This window comes from Acidovorax sp. CF316 (assembly GCF_000276605.1).
Classification (GTDB): domain Bacteria; phylum Pseudomonadota; class Gammaproteobacteria; order Burkholderiales; family Burkholderiaceae_C; genus Acidovorax.
Genome location: NZ_AKJX01000093.1, coordinates 45,147 through 60,744, shown reverse-complemented (window position 1 = coordinate 60,744; position 15,598 = coordinate 45,147). Strand labels below are relative to the sequence as shown.

Sequence of the window (15,598 nt, the reverse complement as noted above, 5' to 3'; positions counted from 1 at the left end):
ACGATTTTAGGGCGTGCTCCCAAAGTCCCTTTTCAGCGTCTGGAGAGAGGGCTCCCGCATGGCCGGGGGCTGGCCATGAAAAAGCCCGCCGAAGCGGGCTGCTGCGTGCCATGCGGGGGCGCCCGCAGGGCGGGCCGGCTTCACTGCTTGGCGCCGCTGGCGGCCGCCTGCGGGGCGGCGGCAGCAGGCTCTGCGGCCTTGTCCTTCTTCTGGCGCGCGGGCTTGTCCTCGCCCTTGGCGGCCGTCTTGCTGGCCTTGGCTTCTGCTTCTTTCTTCTTCTTGTCGGCCTTGGCCTGGGCGGCGGCGCTGAAGCGCTTGCCATTGACGGTCAGGCCCTCGGCCGAGAACTTGGCCGCTGTCTTCTCGCCCACGCCGCCCACGCGGCCGATGAAGTCGTTCCAGTCCTTGAACTCGCTGTTCTTGCGCTCGTTGATGATCTTCTCGGACATGGCCGGGCCGATGCCCTTGATGCCGTCGAGCTCGGCCGCGCTGGCCTTGTTCACGTCCACGGCGGCCGACACGGTGCCGGCAAACAGCAGGGCAGCGATGAGCAGGAACTTCTTGAAGATGGACATGGATGCAACTCCCTGGGTGTGTTGTTGGGTGCCGGCCATCATATCGGTCCTGCCCTGTGCGTGGGGGATCAGAGTTCCTCGACGCGGCGGGCGGGGTAGCTGTCCCAGGTCTGGCAGCCCGGGCACTGCCAGAAATGCTGGCGCGCCTCGAAGCCGCAGGCCGCGCAGCGGTAGCGCGTGAGCGGCTTGACGGCGTGGTCCAGCGCGCGCTGCACCTGCGGGTGGAAGGACTCGTGCTCCAGCTTCTCGCCAGCCAGCCACTTGGCGGCGGCGACCAGGGATTTCTCCTTGTCCAGGTGGTCCACATAGCGCTGGCGGGCGCTTTCTGCGGCGCCCTGGGCGGTGTCGATGGCGACCAGGCTCTCCAGCACGTCCAGCGAGGGCCCGCCGTCATAGTGCTCCTGCAGCAGGGCCTGGGCCTGCACCGTCTGCCCGGTGCTGGCGGCCGCCTCGACCATCAGCGGTGCGGCCAGGGGCAGGGCGGCGGGGTTGTGCTCGCCCAGCGCCTTCAGGGTGGCCAGCGCGGCGGCGGGCTGGCCCATCAGGTGCTGCAGGCGCGCCATGTCGATGCGCGCGCGCGCGGCGCCGGGGGCCGCGGCCACGGCCTGCTCCAGCAGGGCCAGGGCGCCGGCATGGTCGGCCTGGCCGCTGAGGGCCGCCGCCTGCTCGCACAGGTAGTGCGCCTGGCGGGTGCTGAAGTCGCCCTGGTCGGCATCGTGCATCTTGCGCGCGATGGTGGTGGCGTGGGGCCAGTCGCGCGAGCGCTCGTAGATGGCCAGCAGCGCCAGCCGGGCCTGGGCCTCGAAGGGCGTGCCCTCCAGGCGGTTGAGCGCGTCTTCGGCGCGGTCGAGCAGGCCGGCCTTGAGGAAGTCGAGCGCCAGCGCATGCTGGGCGCGCTCGCGGTCGGTGCGGCTGAGGTCGCCGCGCGAGAGCAGGTGCTCGTGCACGCGCACGGCCCGGTCGTATTCGCCGCGGCGGCGAAACAGGTTCCCGAGGGCAAAGTGCAGCTCCGATGTGTCAGGGTCGTTCTGCACGGCCTCGATGAAGGCATCGATGGCCTGGTCCTGCTGTTCGTTGAGCAGGAAGTTCAGGCCCTTGAAGTACGCCTTGGGCGCGCGGCGGTTTTCGGCGCGCAGCTGGCGCAGGTCGAAGCGCGATGCCAGCCAGCCGAGCACGAAGGCCAGCGGCAGGCCCAGGAGGATCCAGCTGAGGTCAAATTCCATGGATGGGTGGCATCTCGGCAGGTACGGCTTCGGCCGGGACGGCGGCCTTGGCGGGGGTTGCGGGGGGCGCCTGCTTGAGGGCCTGGCGGGCTGCGCTGCGGTGCTTCCACCAGCGCGGCACCATGCCCAGCACGCCCACGATGAGGCCGGCGGAGAACGCCGTGAGCACGACCAGCACCAGCGGCGCGCGCCACTGCGTGCCGAAGAAGAAGTGCACGGTGGCGTCCTGCTGGTTGTTCAGCGCAAACGCGAAGAGGGTAAAAAAAATGGCTGCCTTGAGCAGCCACAGGAGGTATTTCATGGGGCTCCCCGGTGGTGGGGAGATTCTAAGGCGCTGGTGGTGCCGTCCCTGGGATGGTGCGCACCCCCATGGGGAATGCACGCCCTGGTTGACGCGCGGCCCCGGCAGTGCGTCAACCCGCAGTGCCCGTGGCCTTGGCCGCAGCCGCCGGGGTGGGCGTACCGTCGTCTTCCATCTCGGCCGTGCGCTTGTCCACGGCTTCGCGCAAGGCCTTGCCTGGCTTGAAGTGGGGCACGCGCTTTTCGGGGATGGCCACGGCCTCGCCGCTGCGCGGGTTGCGGCCCATGCGGGGCGGGCGGTGGTTCACCGAGAAACTGCCGAAACCCCGGATCTCAATGCGATGGCCACGCACCAGCGCGTCGCCCACGGCGTCAAGAATGGTCTTGACGGCGTACTCGGCATCGCGGTGGGTGAGCTGGCCAAAACGGGCGGCCAGTTCTTCAACAAGGTCAGAGCGGGTCATGGTATCGGGATGTCGGGTAGAAAGAGAAGCGGGCGCACGAGGCGCCCGCTGACAGAGACCTTCAGAAGGTCAAGCCGTCACTCACTTGTCGGAGTTGTCCAGCTTGGCGCGCAGCAGGGCGCCCAGGCTGGTCGTACCGGCGCTTTCGCGGCTCGATTGCTGGCTCAGGCTGGCCATCGCGCCTTGCTCGTCGGCCATGTCCTTTTGCTTGATCGACAGCTGGATGTTGCGGGTCTTGCGATCCACATTGACCACCACAGCGGTGACTTCGTCGCCTTCCTTGAGCACGTTGCGGGCATCTTCCACGCGGTCGCGGGAGATTTCCGAAGCGCGCAGGTAGCCCACGATGTCTTCGCCGAGGTCGATTTCAGCGCCCCGGGCGTCCACGGTCTTGACCTTGCCGGTCACCGTCTGGCCCTTGTCGTTCACGGTCACGAAGGTCGTGAATGGGTCGCCGTCGAGCTGCTTGATGCCCAGCGAGATGCGTTCACGGTCCACGTCCACGGCCAGCACGATGGCTTCCACTTCCTGGCCCTTCTTGTAGTTGCGAACAGCGGCTTCGCCGGGTTCGTTCCACGAGAGGTCGGACAGGTGCACCAGGCCGTCGATGCCGGCAGCCAGGCCCACGAACACGCCGAAGTCGGTGATCGACTTGATCGGACCCTTGACGCGGTCACCGCGCTTCGTGTCCTGTGCGAATTCTTGCCATGGGTTGGCCTTGCACTGCTTCATGCCCAGGCTGATGCGGCGCTTGTCTTCGTCGATTTCCAGAACCATGACTTCGACTTCGTCGCCCAGCGAAACCAGCTTGGCGGGAGCGATGTTCTTGTTGGTCCAGTCCATTTCGGAAACGTGCACCAGGCCTTCGATGCCGGGTTCGAGTTCGACGAACGCGCCGTAGTCGGCAATGTTCGTGATCTTGCCGAACAGGCGCGTACCTTGGGGGTAGCGGCGGTTCACGCCCATCCATGGGTCGTCGCCCATTTGCTTCAGACCCAGCGAGACACGGTTCTTCTCGGTGTCGAACTTCAGGATCTTGGCCGTGATTTCCTGGCCAGCCGTCACCACTTCCGATGGGTGACGCACGCGGCGCCATGCCATGTCGGTGATGTGCAGCAGGCCGTCGATGCCGCCCAGGTCCACGAACGCACCGTATTCGGTGATGTTCTTGACCACGCCTTGAACGATGGAGCCTTCCTTCAGGGTTTCCATCAGCTTGGCGCGCTCTTCGCCCATGGAGGCTTCCACCACGGCACGGCGGCTCAGCACCACGTTGTTGCGCTTGCGGTCGAGCTTGATGACCTTGAATTCCAGGGTCTTGTTTTCGTAAGGCGTCAGGTCCTTGATCGGACGCGTGTCGATCAGCGAACCGGGCAGGAATGCGCGGATGCCGTTGACCAGAACGGTCAGGCCGCCCTTGACCTTGCCGCTGGTGGTGCCGGTGACGAATTCGCCGGATTCCAGGGCCTTTTCCAGGCTCATCCACGAAGCCAGGCGCTTGGCGGTGTCGCGCGACAGGATGGTGTCGCCGTAGCCGTTTTCGATGGAGCCAATGGCCACCGACACGAAGTCACCCACTTGGACTTCGACTTCGCCCTTGTCGTTCTTGAACTCTTCCAGCGGCACGTAGGCTTCGGACTTGAGGCCGGCGTTGACCACGACGAAGTTGTGTTCCACGCGCACGACTTCGGCGGTGATCACTTCGCCTGGGCGCATTTCGGTACGCTGCAGGGATTCTTCAAAAAGGGCGGCAAAAGATTCGGACATGTGTTTCCTTGCCACAAACAGGATTCCGGGAGCACCATTGCTTCCGTTTTTATAGCTGCTTGCGGTGGTTTTTTGCGGCAAAGCCGCGGGTTAGGTTGTGGTTGATCCACACAGCCCGTGCGCTTGTGAGCGAGCGGTACCGTGGGGGCCTTGCAGGGCTTTCGCCCTGGTTGGCAGCGCCTTGCGGCCCTGTCAGTCAGCCCTGTGCGGCCAAGGCTGCAAAGGGCTGGCGTTCCTGCCACCAGGCAAGCACCTGATCGACGGCTTCATCAATCGTCAATTCGGAGTTGTCCAGCACCAGGGCGTCCTGCGCGGGCTTCAAGGGAGCGACGCTGCGGGAGCTGTCCCGCGCATCGCGCGCCTCAAGGTCTGCGCGAAGGTCGGCTATGTTAGCTGAAAATCCCTTTGAAATCAACTGCTTATACCGGCGCTCCGCACGGCAGGCGGCGCTGGCCGTCAGGTACACCTTGAGCGGAGCCCCGGGGAAGATCACCGTGCCCATGTCGCGCCCGTCGGCCACCAGGCCCGGCAGGCGCCGAAAGCTGTGCTGCAGGTCCACCAGGGCCTCGCGCACGGCGGGCAGGGAGGACACGCGCGAGGCGTTCATGCCTGCCTCTTCGGTGCGGATGGCGTCGGTCACGTCGTCGTTGCCCAGCAACACGCGCCCGCCCTCGAAGTGCACGGGCAGGGTCTTGGCCATGTCGGCAATGCGGGATTCGTGGGTGGCGTCGATGGCCAGGTCCTGGCGCAGGGCGGCCAGCGCCGTGATGCGGTACATGGCGCCCGAGTCGAGGAAGCGGTAGCCCAGGCGACGGGCCACGGCCGCTGCCACGGTGCCCTTGCCCGAGGCCGTGGGGCCGTCGATGCAGATCACCGGAATGCGCTCGGTGCTGGCGTGCGCCACCGAGAACAATGCCTCGAAGTAGTCCGGGAAGGTCTTGGCCACGCACTTGGGGTCTTCGATGCGCACCGGCAGCCCGGCCGGGTTGAACGCGGCCAGCGAGAAGCACATTGCCACGCGGTGGTCGTCGTAGGTGTGGATGCTGGCGGCTTTCCAGTCCGACAGCTGCGCGGGCGGGGTCACGCGGATGAAGTCGGCGCCTTCCTCCACCGTGGCGCCAAGCTTGCGCAGCTCGGTGGCCATGGCGGCGATGCGGTCGGTCTCCTTCACGCGCCAGCTGGCGATGTTGGTCAGCGTGGTGGTGCCCTCGGCGTACAGCGCCATCACGGCCAGGGTCATGGCCGCGTCAGGAATGTGGTTGCAATCGAGGTCGATGGCCTTGAGTGGCCAGCCCTGGCCGGGCTCGCCGCGGCGGATGTGCAGCCAGTTGGCGCCGCCCGTGACCTGAGCGCCCATGGCGCGCGCAGCCTCGACGAAGCGGATGTCGCCCTGGATGGAATCGAGCCCCACACCGTGGATGCGGATGCCTTCGGGCAGGCCTTCGCGGCCTGCAGCAATCGCGCCCAGGGCGATGAAATAGCTGGCCGAGGAGGCATCGGCCTCGACATGGATCTCGCCCGGCGAGCGGTACTGGCAACCCGCGGGGATGGTGAAGCGCTGCCAGTCCTGGTGCGTGACCGCGATGCCGAAGCGCGCCAGCAACTGCAGGGTGATGGCGATGTAGGGCTTGGAGATCAGCTCGCCCACGACCTCGATCTCGATGGCCTGCCCGCGCGCGGCCAGGGGCAGCGCCATGAGCAGGGCCGTGAGGAACTGGCTGGAGACATCGCCGCGCACGCGGATGGGCGCGGCCAGCGCCAGGGGCGGTACGCCCTGGCCGTGCGCAATGCGCAGAGGCGGGTAGCCATCATTGCCCTGGTACTCGACCTGGCAGCCGAGCTGGCGCAGTGCATCCACCAGGTCGCCGATGGGGCGCTCGTGCATGCGCGGCACGCCCGACAGCTCGAACTCGCCGCCCAGCAGCGACAGCGCGGCCGTGAGCGGGCGCATGGCCGTGCCGGCATTGCCCATGAAGAGTTTGGCGGGCGAGCGCGGTGTGCCGCCGCCCAGGCCGGTGATGCGCACGGTGGTGCTGCCGTCCTCGTCCACCGTGCAGCCGATCTGGCGCAGGGCGTCGAGCATGACGCGGGTGTCGTCCGAGGCCAGCAGGTCGTGCACGGTGGTGGTGCCGGCACTCAGGGCCGCCAGCAGCAGCACGCGGTTGGAGATGCTCTTGGAGCCGGGCAGGTGGACTTCGCCGCCTGCGGCGTCCAGGGCCGGCAGGTCGAGCCAGGGGGTGCTGAACATCAACGCCCCTTGCTCGTGCGCTGCGCACCCATGCGCCAGTGCGCGCGGGTCTCGCTGGCCAGGGTGATCATGTCTTCCAGTGCCTGCGCATCGCTCTTCTGCATGGCCTGCTCGATGTTCTGCAGCGTTTGCTGGAACAGGCGCGACTGGGCCAGCAGCTCTTCGCGGTTGGACAGCAGGATGTCGCGCCAGACCTTGGGGTCGCTGGCGGCGATGCGCGTGAAGTCGCGGAAACCGGGGCCGGCCAGCGACAGGAAGTCGTCGCCATTGGCTTGACCGGTGATGCTGTTCATCATCGCAAAGGCCAGCAGGTGGGGCAGGTGGCTCACGGCGGCAAAGGCCGCGTCGTGCGATTCGGGCGACATGCTGCTCACCCGGCAGCCCAGGGCGGTCCATACGGTCTCGGCCTGGCTGAGCTGGGTGGTCAGGGTGCGCTCGATCGGGGTCAGGATGACCTGGCGGCCGGAGTACAGCTCGGCATCGGCATGCTCCACGCCCGAGACCTCGCGGCCGGTGATGGGGTGGGCCGGCACGAAGGAGCCCACCTGGTCGCGCAGTGCGCGGCGCGCGGCCTGCACCACATCGGCCTTGGTGGAGCCCACGTCCATGATCAGCATGTTGGGCGTGACCAGGTGGCGGATGGCCTTGAGCGTGGCCTCGGTGGCGGCCACGGGCACGGCCACCAGCACGATGTCGGCGCCAGCCACGGCCAGCAGGGCCGAGGGGGCTTCGACGTCGATCACGCCCATCTGGCGGGCGCGGTCGGTGGTGGAGGGCGACTTGCTGTAGCCCACCACGCGCTTGACCAGGCCGGCCTTCTTCATCGCCAGGGCGAAGGAGCCGCCCATGAGGCCGCAGCCGATGAGTCCCAATTGTTCAAACATGGTGCGATTCCGGCATGGGGCGACGGGGAGCGATCGCCGGGCTTTCAGGGGGGCGCATGGGCATGCAAAGGCTCATGGCGCAACCGGGTAGGTGCCCAGCACCTTGTAGAAGGCGCACAGGCTGCGCAGCTCTTCGAGGGCGCGCGCCACATGGGGCTGGGCGGGGTGGCCGTCCAGGTCGATGTAGAAATAGTACTCCCACTGGCCGGTGCGTGCAGGGCGCGATTCGAAGCGCGTCATGGACACGCCGTGGGCCTTGAGCGGCACCAGCAGGTCGTGCACGGCGCCGGGGCGGTTGGGCACCGAGACCACCAGGCTGGTGCAGTCCTTGCCCGAAGGCGGCGGCGTCTGCAGCGTGTGCGGCAGGCAGATGATGGCAAAGCGCGTGCGGTTGTAGGCATCGTCCTGGATGGCGTGCGAGACGATGTGCAGGCCGAACTGGGTGGCGGCGCGTTCGCTCGACAGCGCGGCCCAGGCGGGGTTGGTGGTGGCCAGGCGGGCGCCTTCGGCATTGCTCGACACCGGGCGGCGCTCGGCGTGCGGCAGGTGTTTGGACAGCCAGGCCTGGCACTGGGCCAGGGCCTGGGGGTGGGCCAGCACGGCCTCGATGCCGTCGAGCGAGTTGCTGGTGCGCAGCAGGTTGTGACGTACCAGCAGGCTGACCTCGCCCACCACATGGGTGGGGGTGTGCAGGAACAGGTCGAGCGAGCGCGTGACCACGCCCTCGGTGGAGTTCTCCACGCCCACCACGCCGTACTGGGCGCTGCCGGCGGCCGTGGCGTGGAACACCTCGTCGAAGTTGGCGCAGTACATCAGGTCGGCCGCGCCGCCGAAGAACTCGATGGCTGCCTGCTCGCAGAAGGTGCCCTCGGGGCCGAGCACGGCCACGCGCTGGGGCGATTCGAGCGCCAGGCAGGCCGACATGATCTCGCGCCAGATGGCGGCCACATGCGGATCCTTGAGCGGGCCGGGGTTGGCGGTCTGGATCTTGTCGATGACCTGGGCCACGCGGTCGGGCCGGAAGAACGGCGTGCCCTCGCGCTTCTTGACCTCGCCGACCTGTTCGGCCACGAGGGCCCTCTGGTTGAGCAGCGTGAGCAGTTGCTGGTCGATGGAGTCGATCTGCACGCGCAGGCTGGCGAGATCAGGGGAGGCTTGCGGTTGGGTCATGAAAGGGCAACTTTTCTGGCGGGCGTCCGGCGGGAGGGGGGCTGGGAAGGGGGACTCAGGCGCGCTTTTGTTCAAATTCTCGCATGTAGTCCACCAGCGCCTGTACACCGGCCAATGGCATGGCGTTGTAGATGCTGGCGCGCATGCCGCCCACGGACTTGTGGCCCTTGAGCTGCAGCAGGCCGCGCTCGCGGGCGCCGGCCAGGAAGGCATCGTTGCGCGACTCGTCGCGCAGGAAGAAGGGGATGTTCATGCGCGAGCGGCAGTTGGCCGCCACCTTGTTCACGTACAGCTGCGAGGCGTCGATGGTGTTGTAGAGCAGCTGTGCCTTGGCGATGTTGCGCTGCTCCATCGCGGCCACGCCGGTGAGCTCGCCCTCGCGCTGGCGCAGCAGCCACTGGAAGGTCAGGCCTGCCACGTAGATGCCCCAGGTGGGCGGGGTGTTGTACATGGATTCGTTGTCGGCCACGGTCTTGTAGTCGAAGGCGCTCGGGCAGGCGGGCAGGGCGTGGCCCAGCAGGTCTTCGCGCACCACCACCAGCGTCAGGCCGGCGGGGCCCAGGTTCTTCTGCGCGCCGCCGAAGGCCAGGCCCACGCGCGACCAGTCCACGCTGCGCGAGGCCACGTGCGACGAGAAGTCGATGACCAGCGGCGCATCCGTGCCCAGCGCCTTGAGGTCGGGCAGCTCGTGGAATTCGGTGCCGTTGATGGTCTCGTTGCTGCAGATGTGCAGGTAGCTCGCGCCGCGGCTCAGGTTCCAGGTGGCAGGGGCGGGCAGGGTGGTGAAGTCGCTGTCCTGGCTGCTGGCGGCGATGTTGACCTCGGAGGCGTACTTGCGGGCCTCCTTTTGCGACTTCTGGCTCCAGCTGCCGGTGACCACGAAGTCCACCGCAGCGGCGCGCGAGAGGTTCAGCGGCACGATGGCGTTCTCGGCCAGGCCGCCGCCCTGCATGAACAGGATCTTGAAGTTCGCGGGCACGGCCAGCAGCGTGCGCAGGTCGGCCTCGGCCTGCTGGTAGATGGACAGGAATTCCTTGCCCCGGTGGCTCATCTCCATCACGCCCATGCCGCTGCCGTGCCAGTCCAGCATTTCGGAAGCGGCCTGTTGCAGCACTTCGGCGGGAATGGCGGCGGGACCGGCGGAGAAGTTGTAGGGGCGGTTCATGTCAGGCAAAACGGAAAATGGATGGCTGTCTCGGTGGGCTGGCGGCTTGCGCTGCGCTGGCCCGCATTGCTTCATGCTGCCCGAAGGCGCATGGCGTGCAGCACCCGGTGTGCCCCGGGGTGCTGCCGCGCACATGCAGTCCGTCAGGACTCGGAGGGGCTGTCGGTGTCCGGTGCGGCATCGCTGCCGGGATCCGATGCGCCGCCTTCGCCCTCGACCACGTTGGCATCGTTCTCGACGATGCGCTGCAGGCCGCTGAGCTTGGAGCCTTCGTCCAGCGCGATCAGCGTCACGCCCTGCGTGGCGCGGCCCAGCTCGCGGATCTCGGAAACGCGGGTGCGCACCAGCACGCCCTTGTCGGTGATGAGCATGATCTCGTCATCGGCATGCACCAGCGTGGCGGCCACGACCTTGCCGTTGCGCTCGCTCTGCTGGATGGCGATCATGCCCTTGGTGCCGCGGCCGTGGCGCGTGTACTCGACGATGCTGGTGCGCTTGCCGTAGCCGTTCTCGGTGGCGGTGAGCACGCTTTGTGTCTCGTCCTCGGCCACCAGCATGGCGATCACGCTCTGGCCGTCTTCCAGCGTCATGCCGCGCACGCCGCGGGCCTGGCGGCCCAGGGGGCGCACGTCGTTCTCGTCGAAGCGCACGGCCTTGCCGCCATCGCTGAACAGCATCACGTCGTGCTGGCCGTCGGTCAGGGCGGCGCCGATCAGATAGTCGCCGTCATCGAGGTTGACGGCGATGATGCCGCCCTTGCGCGGGTTGCTGAACTCGTCGAGCGCGGTCTTCTTCACGGTGCCCATGCTGGTTGCCATGAACACGTAGCGGTCGGCCGGGAAGGTGCGCATGTCGCCGGTGAGCGCCAGCACCACGTTGATCTTCTCGCCCTCCTGCAGCGGGAACATGTTGACGATGGGGCGACCGCGCGAGCCGCGCGAGCCTGCCGGCACTTCCCAGACCTTGAGCCAGTACAGCCGGCCGCGGTTGGAGAAGCACAGGATGTAGTCGTGCGTGTTGGCGATGAAGAGCTGGTCGATCCAGTCGTCTTCCTTGGTCGCCGTGGCCTGCTTGCCGCGTCCGCCGCGCTTTTGCGAGCGGTATTCGGACAGCGGCTGGCTCTTGATGTAGCCGGTGTGGCTGAGCGTCACCACCATGTCGGTGGGGGTGATCAGGTCCTCGGTGGACAGATCCTGCGCGCTGTACTCGACGATGCTGCGGCGTGCGCCCAGCTTGCTCTGGCCGAACTCGGTCTTGATGGAGGTGAGTTCTTCGCCAATGATGGTGGAGACGCGCTCGGGCTTGGCCAGGATGTCCAGCAGGTCTTCGATGACCGACATGACTTCCTTGTACTCGGCGACGATCTTGTCCTGCTCCAGGCCCGTGAGGCGTTGCAGGCGCATCTGCAGGATTTCCTGGGCCTGCGTTTCCGACAGGCGGTACAGGCCGTCCTGGCCCATGCCGAATTCCTTTTCCAGGCCGTCGGGGCGGTAGTCGTCGGCGCTGACCACGCCGCCATCGGCGCGCGTGCGGGTGAGCATCTCGCGCACCAGCTTGCTGTCCCAGGGGCGGGCCATCAGCTCGGCCTTGGCCACCGGCGGGGTGGGGGCGTTGCGGATGATGGCGATGAAGTCGTCGATGTTGGCCAGGGCCACGGCCAGGCCTTCGAGCACGTGGCCGCGGTCGCGTGCCTTGCGCAGCTCGAACACCGTGCGGCGCGTGACCACTTCGCGGCGGTGCTGCAGAAAGACGCTGATCAGGTCGCGCAGGTTGCACAGGCGGGGCTGGCCGTCGATCAGCGCCACCATGTTCATGCCGAAGGTGTCCTGCAACTGCGTCTGCTTGTACAGGTTGTTGAGCACCACCTCGGGCACTTCACCGCGCTTGAGCTCGATCACCAGGCGCATGCCCGACTTGTCGGACTCGTCCTGGATGTGGCTGATGCCCTCGATCTTCTTTTCGTGCACCAGCTCGGCCATGCGCTCCTGCAGCGTCTTCTTGTTGACCTGGTAGGGCAGCTCGTCGACGATGATGGCCTGGCGCTGGCCGCGGTCGATGTCCTCGAAGTGGCACTTGGCGCGCATCACAACCTTGCCGCGGCCCGTGCGGTAGCCGTCCTTCACGCCATTGATGCCGTAGATGATGCCGGCCGTGGGGAAGTCGGGCGCGGGGATGATCTCCATCAGCTCGTCGACCGTGGCATCGGGGTTGCGCAGCATGTGCAGGCAGCCATCGACCACTTCGTTGAGGTTGTGCGGCGGGATGTTGGTGGCCATGCCCACCGCGATGCCGGCCGAGCCGTTGACCAGCAGGTTGGGCAGCTTGCTGGGCAGGACCAGTGGCTCTTTTTCGCTGCCGTCGTAGTTGGGGCCGAAGTCGACGGTTTCCTTGTCGATGTCGCCGAGCATTTCGTGCGCGATCTTCGCCAGGCGGATTTCCGTGTACCGCATTGCGGCCGCGTTGTCACCATCCACCGATCCGAAATTGCCCTGGCCGTCCACCAGCATGTGGCGCAAGGAGAAGTCCTGCGCCATGCGTACGATGGTGTCGTACACCGCCGAATCGCCATGCGGGTGGTACTTGCCGATCACGTCGCCGACGATACGCGCGGACTTCTTGTAGGGCCGGTTCCAGTCGTTGTTGAGCTCGTGCATGGCGAACAGCACGCGCCGGTGCACGGGCTTCAAGCCATCGCGCGCGTCGGGCAGCGCCCGGCCCACGATCACGCTCATCGCGTAGTCGAGGTAACTGCGCCGCATCTCCTCTTCGAGGCTGATGGGCAGGGTTTCTTTGGCAAACTGGGTCATAGGGCGGCGGTGACGGCGAAGGAGAATCATTTTAGAGGGGAAAGCGTGTCGCGCTCTCGCAACATATCGCCGCAATTACGGTTTTGTCCTACGGGCCCCAATGCGGTGCGGGCGCTTTTGCCCTGTTACGTATGGCACAATCGTTTGAACGCTTTGGGTGATGGTCACCTCAAGCGTCCTGATTCGCAGCGCGGCTGCGGCTTTTTCCCCAAGAGGAGAACCATGAAGAAACTGAACAAAGTGGCGATGTTGTTTGCCTCTGCAGCGCTCGCAACCGCCGCTGGCGCCCAAACCGTTGACAACTGGAGAGATGCTTCTGGCCAACTGGTCTGGAAGAACGGCACCAACGAATACTGCTGGCGCAATGCCAACTGGACGCCGGCTACTGCCGCTCCAGGCTGCGATGGCGCTATCGTGGCTCCAGCCGCTCCCACTGCTGTTGCTCCAACGCCTACGGCTCCAACGACGCCTCCCACCACTACCACTCCTCCTCCACCTCAGCAGCCAGTGATGGCCAGCAAGGTGACCTACGCTGCCGACGCATTCTTCGACTTCGACAAGTCGGTGCTGAAGGCAGAAGGCAAGGCCAAGCTGGACGACCTGGTCTCCAAGGTCAAGGGCATCAACCTGGAAGTCATCATCGCCGTGGGTCACACCGACTCCGTGGGTTCCGATGCTTACAACCAGAAGCTGTCGGTCCGCCGTTCCGAAGCCGTCAAGGCTTACCTGGTGTCCAAGGGCATCGAAAAGAACCGCGTGTACACCGAAGGCAAGGGCGAAAAGCAACCAGTGGCTGACAACAAGACCGCTGAAGGCCGCGCCAAGAACCGCCGCGTGGAAATCGAAGTGGTTGGCACCCGCGCTAACTAATCTCTCGATTGGTTCGCACCGAGAAAGCCCCGGCAACGGGGCTTTTTTTCGTCCAGACCTTTCCGGATTCTGTACTGTTACAAATTGCCGTGCCCCGCGTGCAACCCGTGCATGCCCCTATATATATGGCAGCAAAAGCATTCCCTGGGACGGACTGCCAGGGGTGCGGCTTTCTGATGGGCATGCAGCATCGTTGACAATGCACACCATGAGCGAAGAAACGACCACCATCCCCCCTGTCAACGCCGACCCGGCCGAGCTGGCCAAGTTTTCCGCGCTGGCCCACCGCTGGTGGGATCGGGACAGCGAGTTCCGCCCGCTGCACCAGATCAACCCGCTGCGGCTGGACTGGATCCACGCCCTGAGCGGCCTGGGCGGCAAGCGGGTGCTCGACGTGGGCTGCGGCGGTGGCATCCTGGCCGATTCCATGGCGCGCAAGGGGGCCGACGTGACCGGCATCGACCTGGCCACCAAGGCGCTGCGCGTGGCGCAGTTGCATGCGCTCGAGGCCGGCACCAAAGGGGTGCAGTACCGCGAGATCAGCGTGGAGGCGCTTGCAGCCGAGCAGCCCGCCAGCTTCGATGTGGTGACCTGCATGGAGATGCTCGAGCACGTACCCGACCCGGCCTCCGTCGTCAAGGCCTGCTCCGAACTCGTCAAGCCCGGCGGCTGGGTGTTCTTCTCCACCATCCACCGCAATGCCAAGGCCTTCATGCTGGCCATCGTGGGGGCGGAGTACGTGCTCAACATGCTGCCGCGCGGCACGCACGAATACGCCAAGATGATCCGCCCGAGCGAGCTGGCATCGCACTGCCGCAGCGCGGGTCTCGATGTGCTGCAGACCCGGGGGCTGGAATACAACCCGCTGACCAAGCGCTATTGGCTGAGCAACGACACCAGCGTGAACTACATGTTCGCAACGCAGCGCGCGGCCTGATTTGACCTGAGAGATCCGTTTCCGTGACGACACCCGCCCTGAATCCTGTATTCCACAACATCCGCGCCGTCCTGTTCGACCTGGACGGGACCCTGATCGACAGCGCTCCTGATCTGGCCGCTGCCGCCGACAAGATGCGCACCGACCGGGGTATGGAGTCCCTGCCTTTGGCGCGCTACCGCCCCATGGCCGGCGCCGGTGCGCGCGGCATGCTGGGCGAGGCCTTCGGCCTCAAGCCCGAGGACGCGGAGTTCGCCGCCTTGCGCGAGGAGTTCTTTGCCAACTACGAAGCGCGCATGACGGTGCTCACCGAGGTGTTCGAGGGCGTGCCGGCACTGGTCGAGGCGCTGCAGGCCCGGGGCCTGGCCTGGGGTGTGGTGACCAACAAGGCCATGCGCTTCACCGACCCGCTCACGCGCGCCATGCCGCTGTTCGCCAGCGCGGGCGCTGTGGTCAGCGGCGACACCACGCCGCATGCCAAGCCGCACCCGGCGCCGCTGCTGGAGGCGGCTGCGCGCTTGAAAATCGACGCCAGCCAGTGCATCTACGTGGGTGACGACGAGCGCGATATCGTGGCCGGCCTGGCCGCCGGCATGGGCACCGTGGCCGCCACCTACGGCTACCTGGGCTCGGCCCAGGCCCCGCATGCCTGGGGAGCGCACGCTGCAATTAAATCTCCCTTTGAGCTCTTGCAACTGCTGGGACAGGCCTAAAATAGGAAGTCTGGGGCTGTCCTGGTTTCGACGTGGGTTCGGAGTCAGTGTGGTGCATGTCGAGCTTGATTCACGCTCGTAAATCTCGATTTAACAAACTAACTGCAAACGACGAACGTTTCGCACTCGCTGCTTAATTGCCAGTGAGCCTTGCAACAGTTGGCCGATGGGCTGGGCAAGGGGGTTCTGAGCAATCAGCGCCTCCCGGCTGCAAGGATAATTACATGGGCTGGCTCCAATCCGGGTACCTTGGGTTGGGGCGAGATTCAAGGGTGCTGGCGGCCGGTGTAGCGTGCGACTGCGCGACACAGGCGGCGAGATCCAAATCAGACCGCTAAACATGTAGATCTGCCTGGTGAAGGCTTGCGGACGCGGGTTCAATTCCCGCCAGCTCCACCACCTAACGACCAAAGGCGCTCATCCTGACCGGATGAGCGCCTTTTTTCTTGGCCAATGCCTGCAGGATTGCGCACCG

13 protein-coding genes and 1 other RNA gene are annotated in these 15,598 nt (G+C 66.1%); 4 read left to right on the top strand and 10 right to left on the bottom strand.

All coding sequences use genetic code 11. The features are described from left to right. Nucleotides 1-140 precede the first annotated feature (140 nt). The 10 genes from PMI14_RS08220 to gyrA all read right to left on the bottom strand — a co-directional run bounded on the left by PMI14_RS08220 (nt 141) and on the right by gyrA (nt 12,603). Nucleotides 141-575 carry a helix-hairpin-helix domain-containing protein gene (locus PMI14_RS08220; protein WP_007852605.1) on the bottom strand — a complete coding sequence of 145 codons (435 nt, stop codon included), beginning with the start codon at nt 573-575 and terminating at the stop codon, nt 141-143. A 68-nt stretch (nt 576-643) separates the two neighbouring features. Continuing rightward, the gene (gene lapB / locus PMI14_RS08215) at nt 644-1,798 is read right to left on the bottom strand and encodes a lipopolysaccharide assembly protein LapB (RefSeq protein WP_007852603.1); all 1,155 of its coding nucleotides are present in this window, start codon (nt 1,796-1,798) and stop codon (nt 644-646) included. After that, a complete protein-coding gene (locus tag PMI14_RS08210; protein ID WP_007852600.1) occupies nt 1,788-2,099 on the bottom strand; it encodes a lipopolysaccharide assembly LapA domain-containing protein in 312 nt (103 codons plus the stop codon). The genes lapB and PMI14_RS08210 overlap by 11 nt, the downstream gene beginning before the upstream one ends. 112 nt (nt 2,100-2,211) lie before the next feature. Further along, nucleotides 2,212-2,562, bottom strand: a complete 351-nt coding sequence (locus PMI14_RS08205; protein WP_007852598.1) for an integration host factor subunit beta — start codon at nt 2,560-2,562, stop codon at nt 2,212-2,214. 81 nt (nt 2,563-2,643) lie between these two features. Further along, nucleotides 2,644-4,329: a 30S ribosomal protein S1 gene (gene rpsA / locus PMI14_RS08200; RefSeq protein ID WP_007852596.1), complete on the bottom strand. Its 1,686-nt coding sequence runs from the start codon at nt 4,327-4,329 to the stop codon at nt 2,644-2,646. 196 nt (nt 4,330-4,525) lie between these two features. Then, complete coding sequence (locus PMI14_RS08195) at nt 4,526-6,577, bottom strand: bifunctional 3-phosphoshikimate 1-carboxyvinyltransferase/cytidylate kinase (protein WP_007852593.1); 2,052 nt, start codon at nt 6,575-6,577, stop codon at nt 4,526-4,528. Next, complete coding sequence (locus tag PMI14_RS08190) at nt 6,577-7,461, bottom strand: prephenate dehydrogenase (RefSeq protein ID WP_007852590.1); 885 nt, start codon at nt 7,459-7,461, stop codon at nt 6,577-6,579. Before PMI14_RS08190 ends, PMI14_RS08195 begins: the two co-directional genes overlap by 1 nt. A gap of 72 nt (nt 7,462-7,533) precedes the next feature. Then, on the bottom strand, nt 7,534-8,631 hold the full coding sequence (gene pheA, locus PMI14_RS08185) for a prephenate dehydratase (protein ID WP_007852588.1): 1,098 nt from the start codon (nt 8,629-8,631) through the stop codon (nt 7,534-7,536). Nucleotides 8,632-8,686: 55 nt separating this feature from the next. Then, complete coding sequence (serC, locus tag PMI14_RS08180; protein WP_007852583.1) at nt 8,687-9,796, bottom strand: 3-phosphoserine/phosphohydroxythreonine transaminase; 1,110 nt, start codon at nt 9,794-9,796, stop codon at nt 8,687-8,689. 143 nt (nt 9,797-9,939) lie between these two features. Next, entirely contained in the window at nt 9,940-12,603 is a 2,664-nt protein-coding gene (gene gyrA, locus PMI14_RS08175) for a DNA gyrase subunit A (RefSeq protein WP_007852581.1), read from the bottom strand. Between the two features lie 222 nt (nt 12,604-12,825). Between gyrA and ompA the strand changes: the two genes are divergently transcribed. The 4 genes from ompA to ssrA all read left to right on the top strand — a co-directional run bounded on the left by ompA (nt 12,826) and on the right by ssrA (nt 15,522). Continuing rightward, the gene (gene ompA, locus PMI14_RS35845; RefSeq protein ID WP_035202845.1) at nt 12,826-13,473 is read left to right on the top strand and encodes an outer membrane protein OmpA; all 648 of its coding nucleotides are present in this window, start codon (nt 12,826-12,828) and stop codon (nt 13,471-13,473) included. A 208-nt stretch (nt 13,474-13,681) separates the two neighbouring features. Then, nucleotides 13,682-14,410: a bifunctional 2-polyprenyl-6-hydroxyphenol methylase/3-demethylubiquinol 3-O-methyltransferase UbiG gene (gene ubiG / locus PMI14_RS08165; protein WP_007852579.1), complete on the top strand. Its 729-nt coding sequence runs from the start codon at nt 13,682-13,684 to the stop codon at nt 14,408-14,410. Nucleotides 14,411-14,433: 23 nt separating this feature from the next. Beyond that, a complete protein-coding gene (gene gph, locus PMI14_RS08160; RefSeq protein WP_007852573.1) occupies nt 14,434-15,123 on the top strand; it encodes a phosphoglycolate phosphatase in 690 nt (229 codons plus the stop codon). A gap of 12 nt (nt 15,124-15,135) precedes the next feature. Continuing rightward, nucleotides 15,136-15,522: a transfer-messenger RNA gene (gene ssrA / locus PMI14_RS34120) on the top strand. The last annotated feature ends 76 nt before the right edge of the window (nt 15,523-15,598 follow it).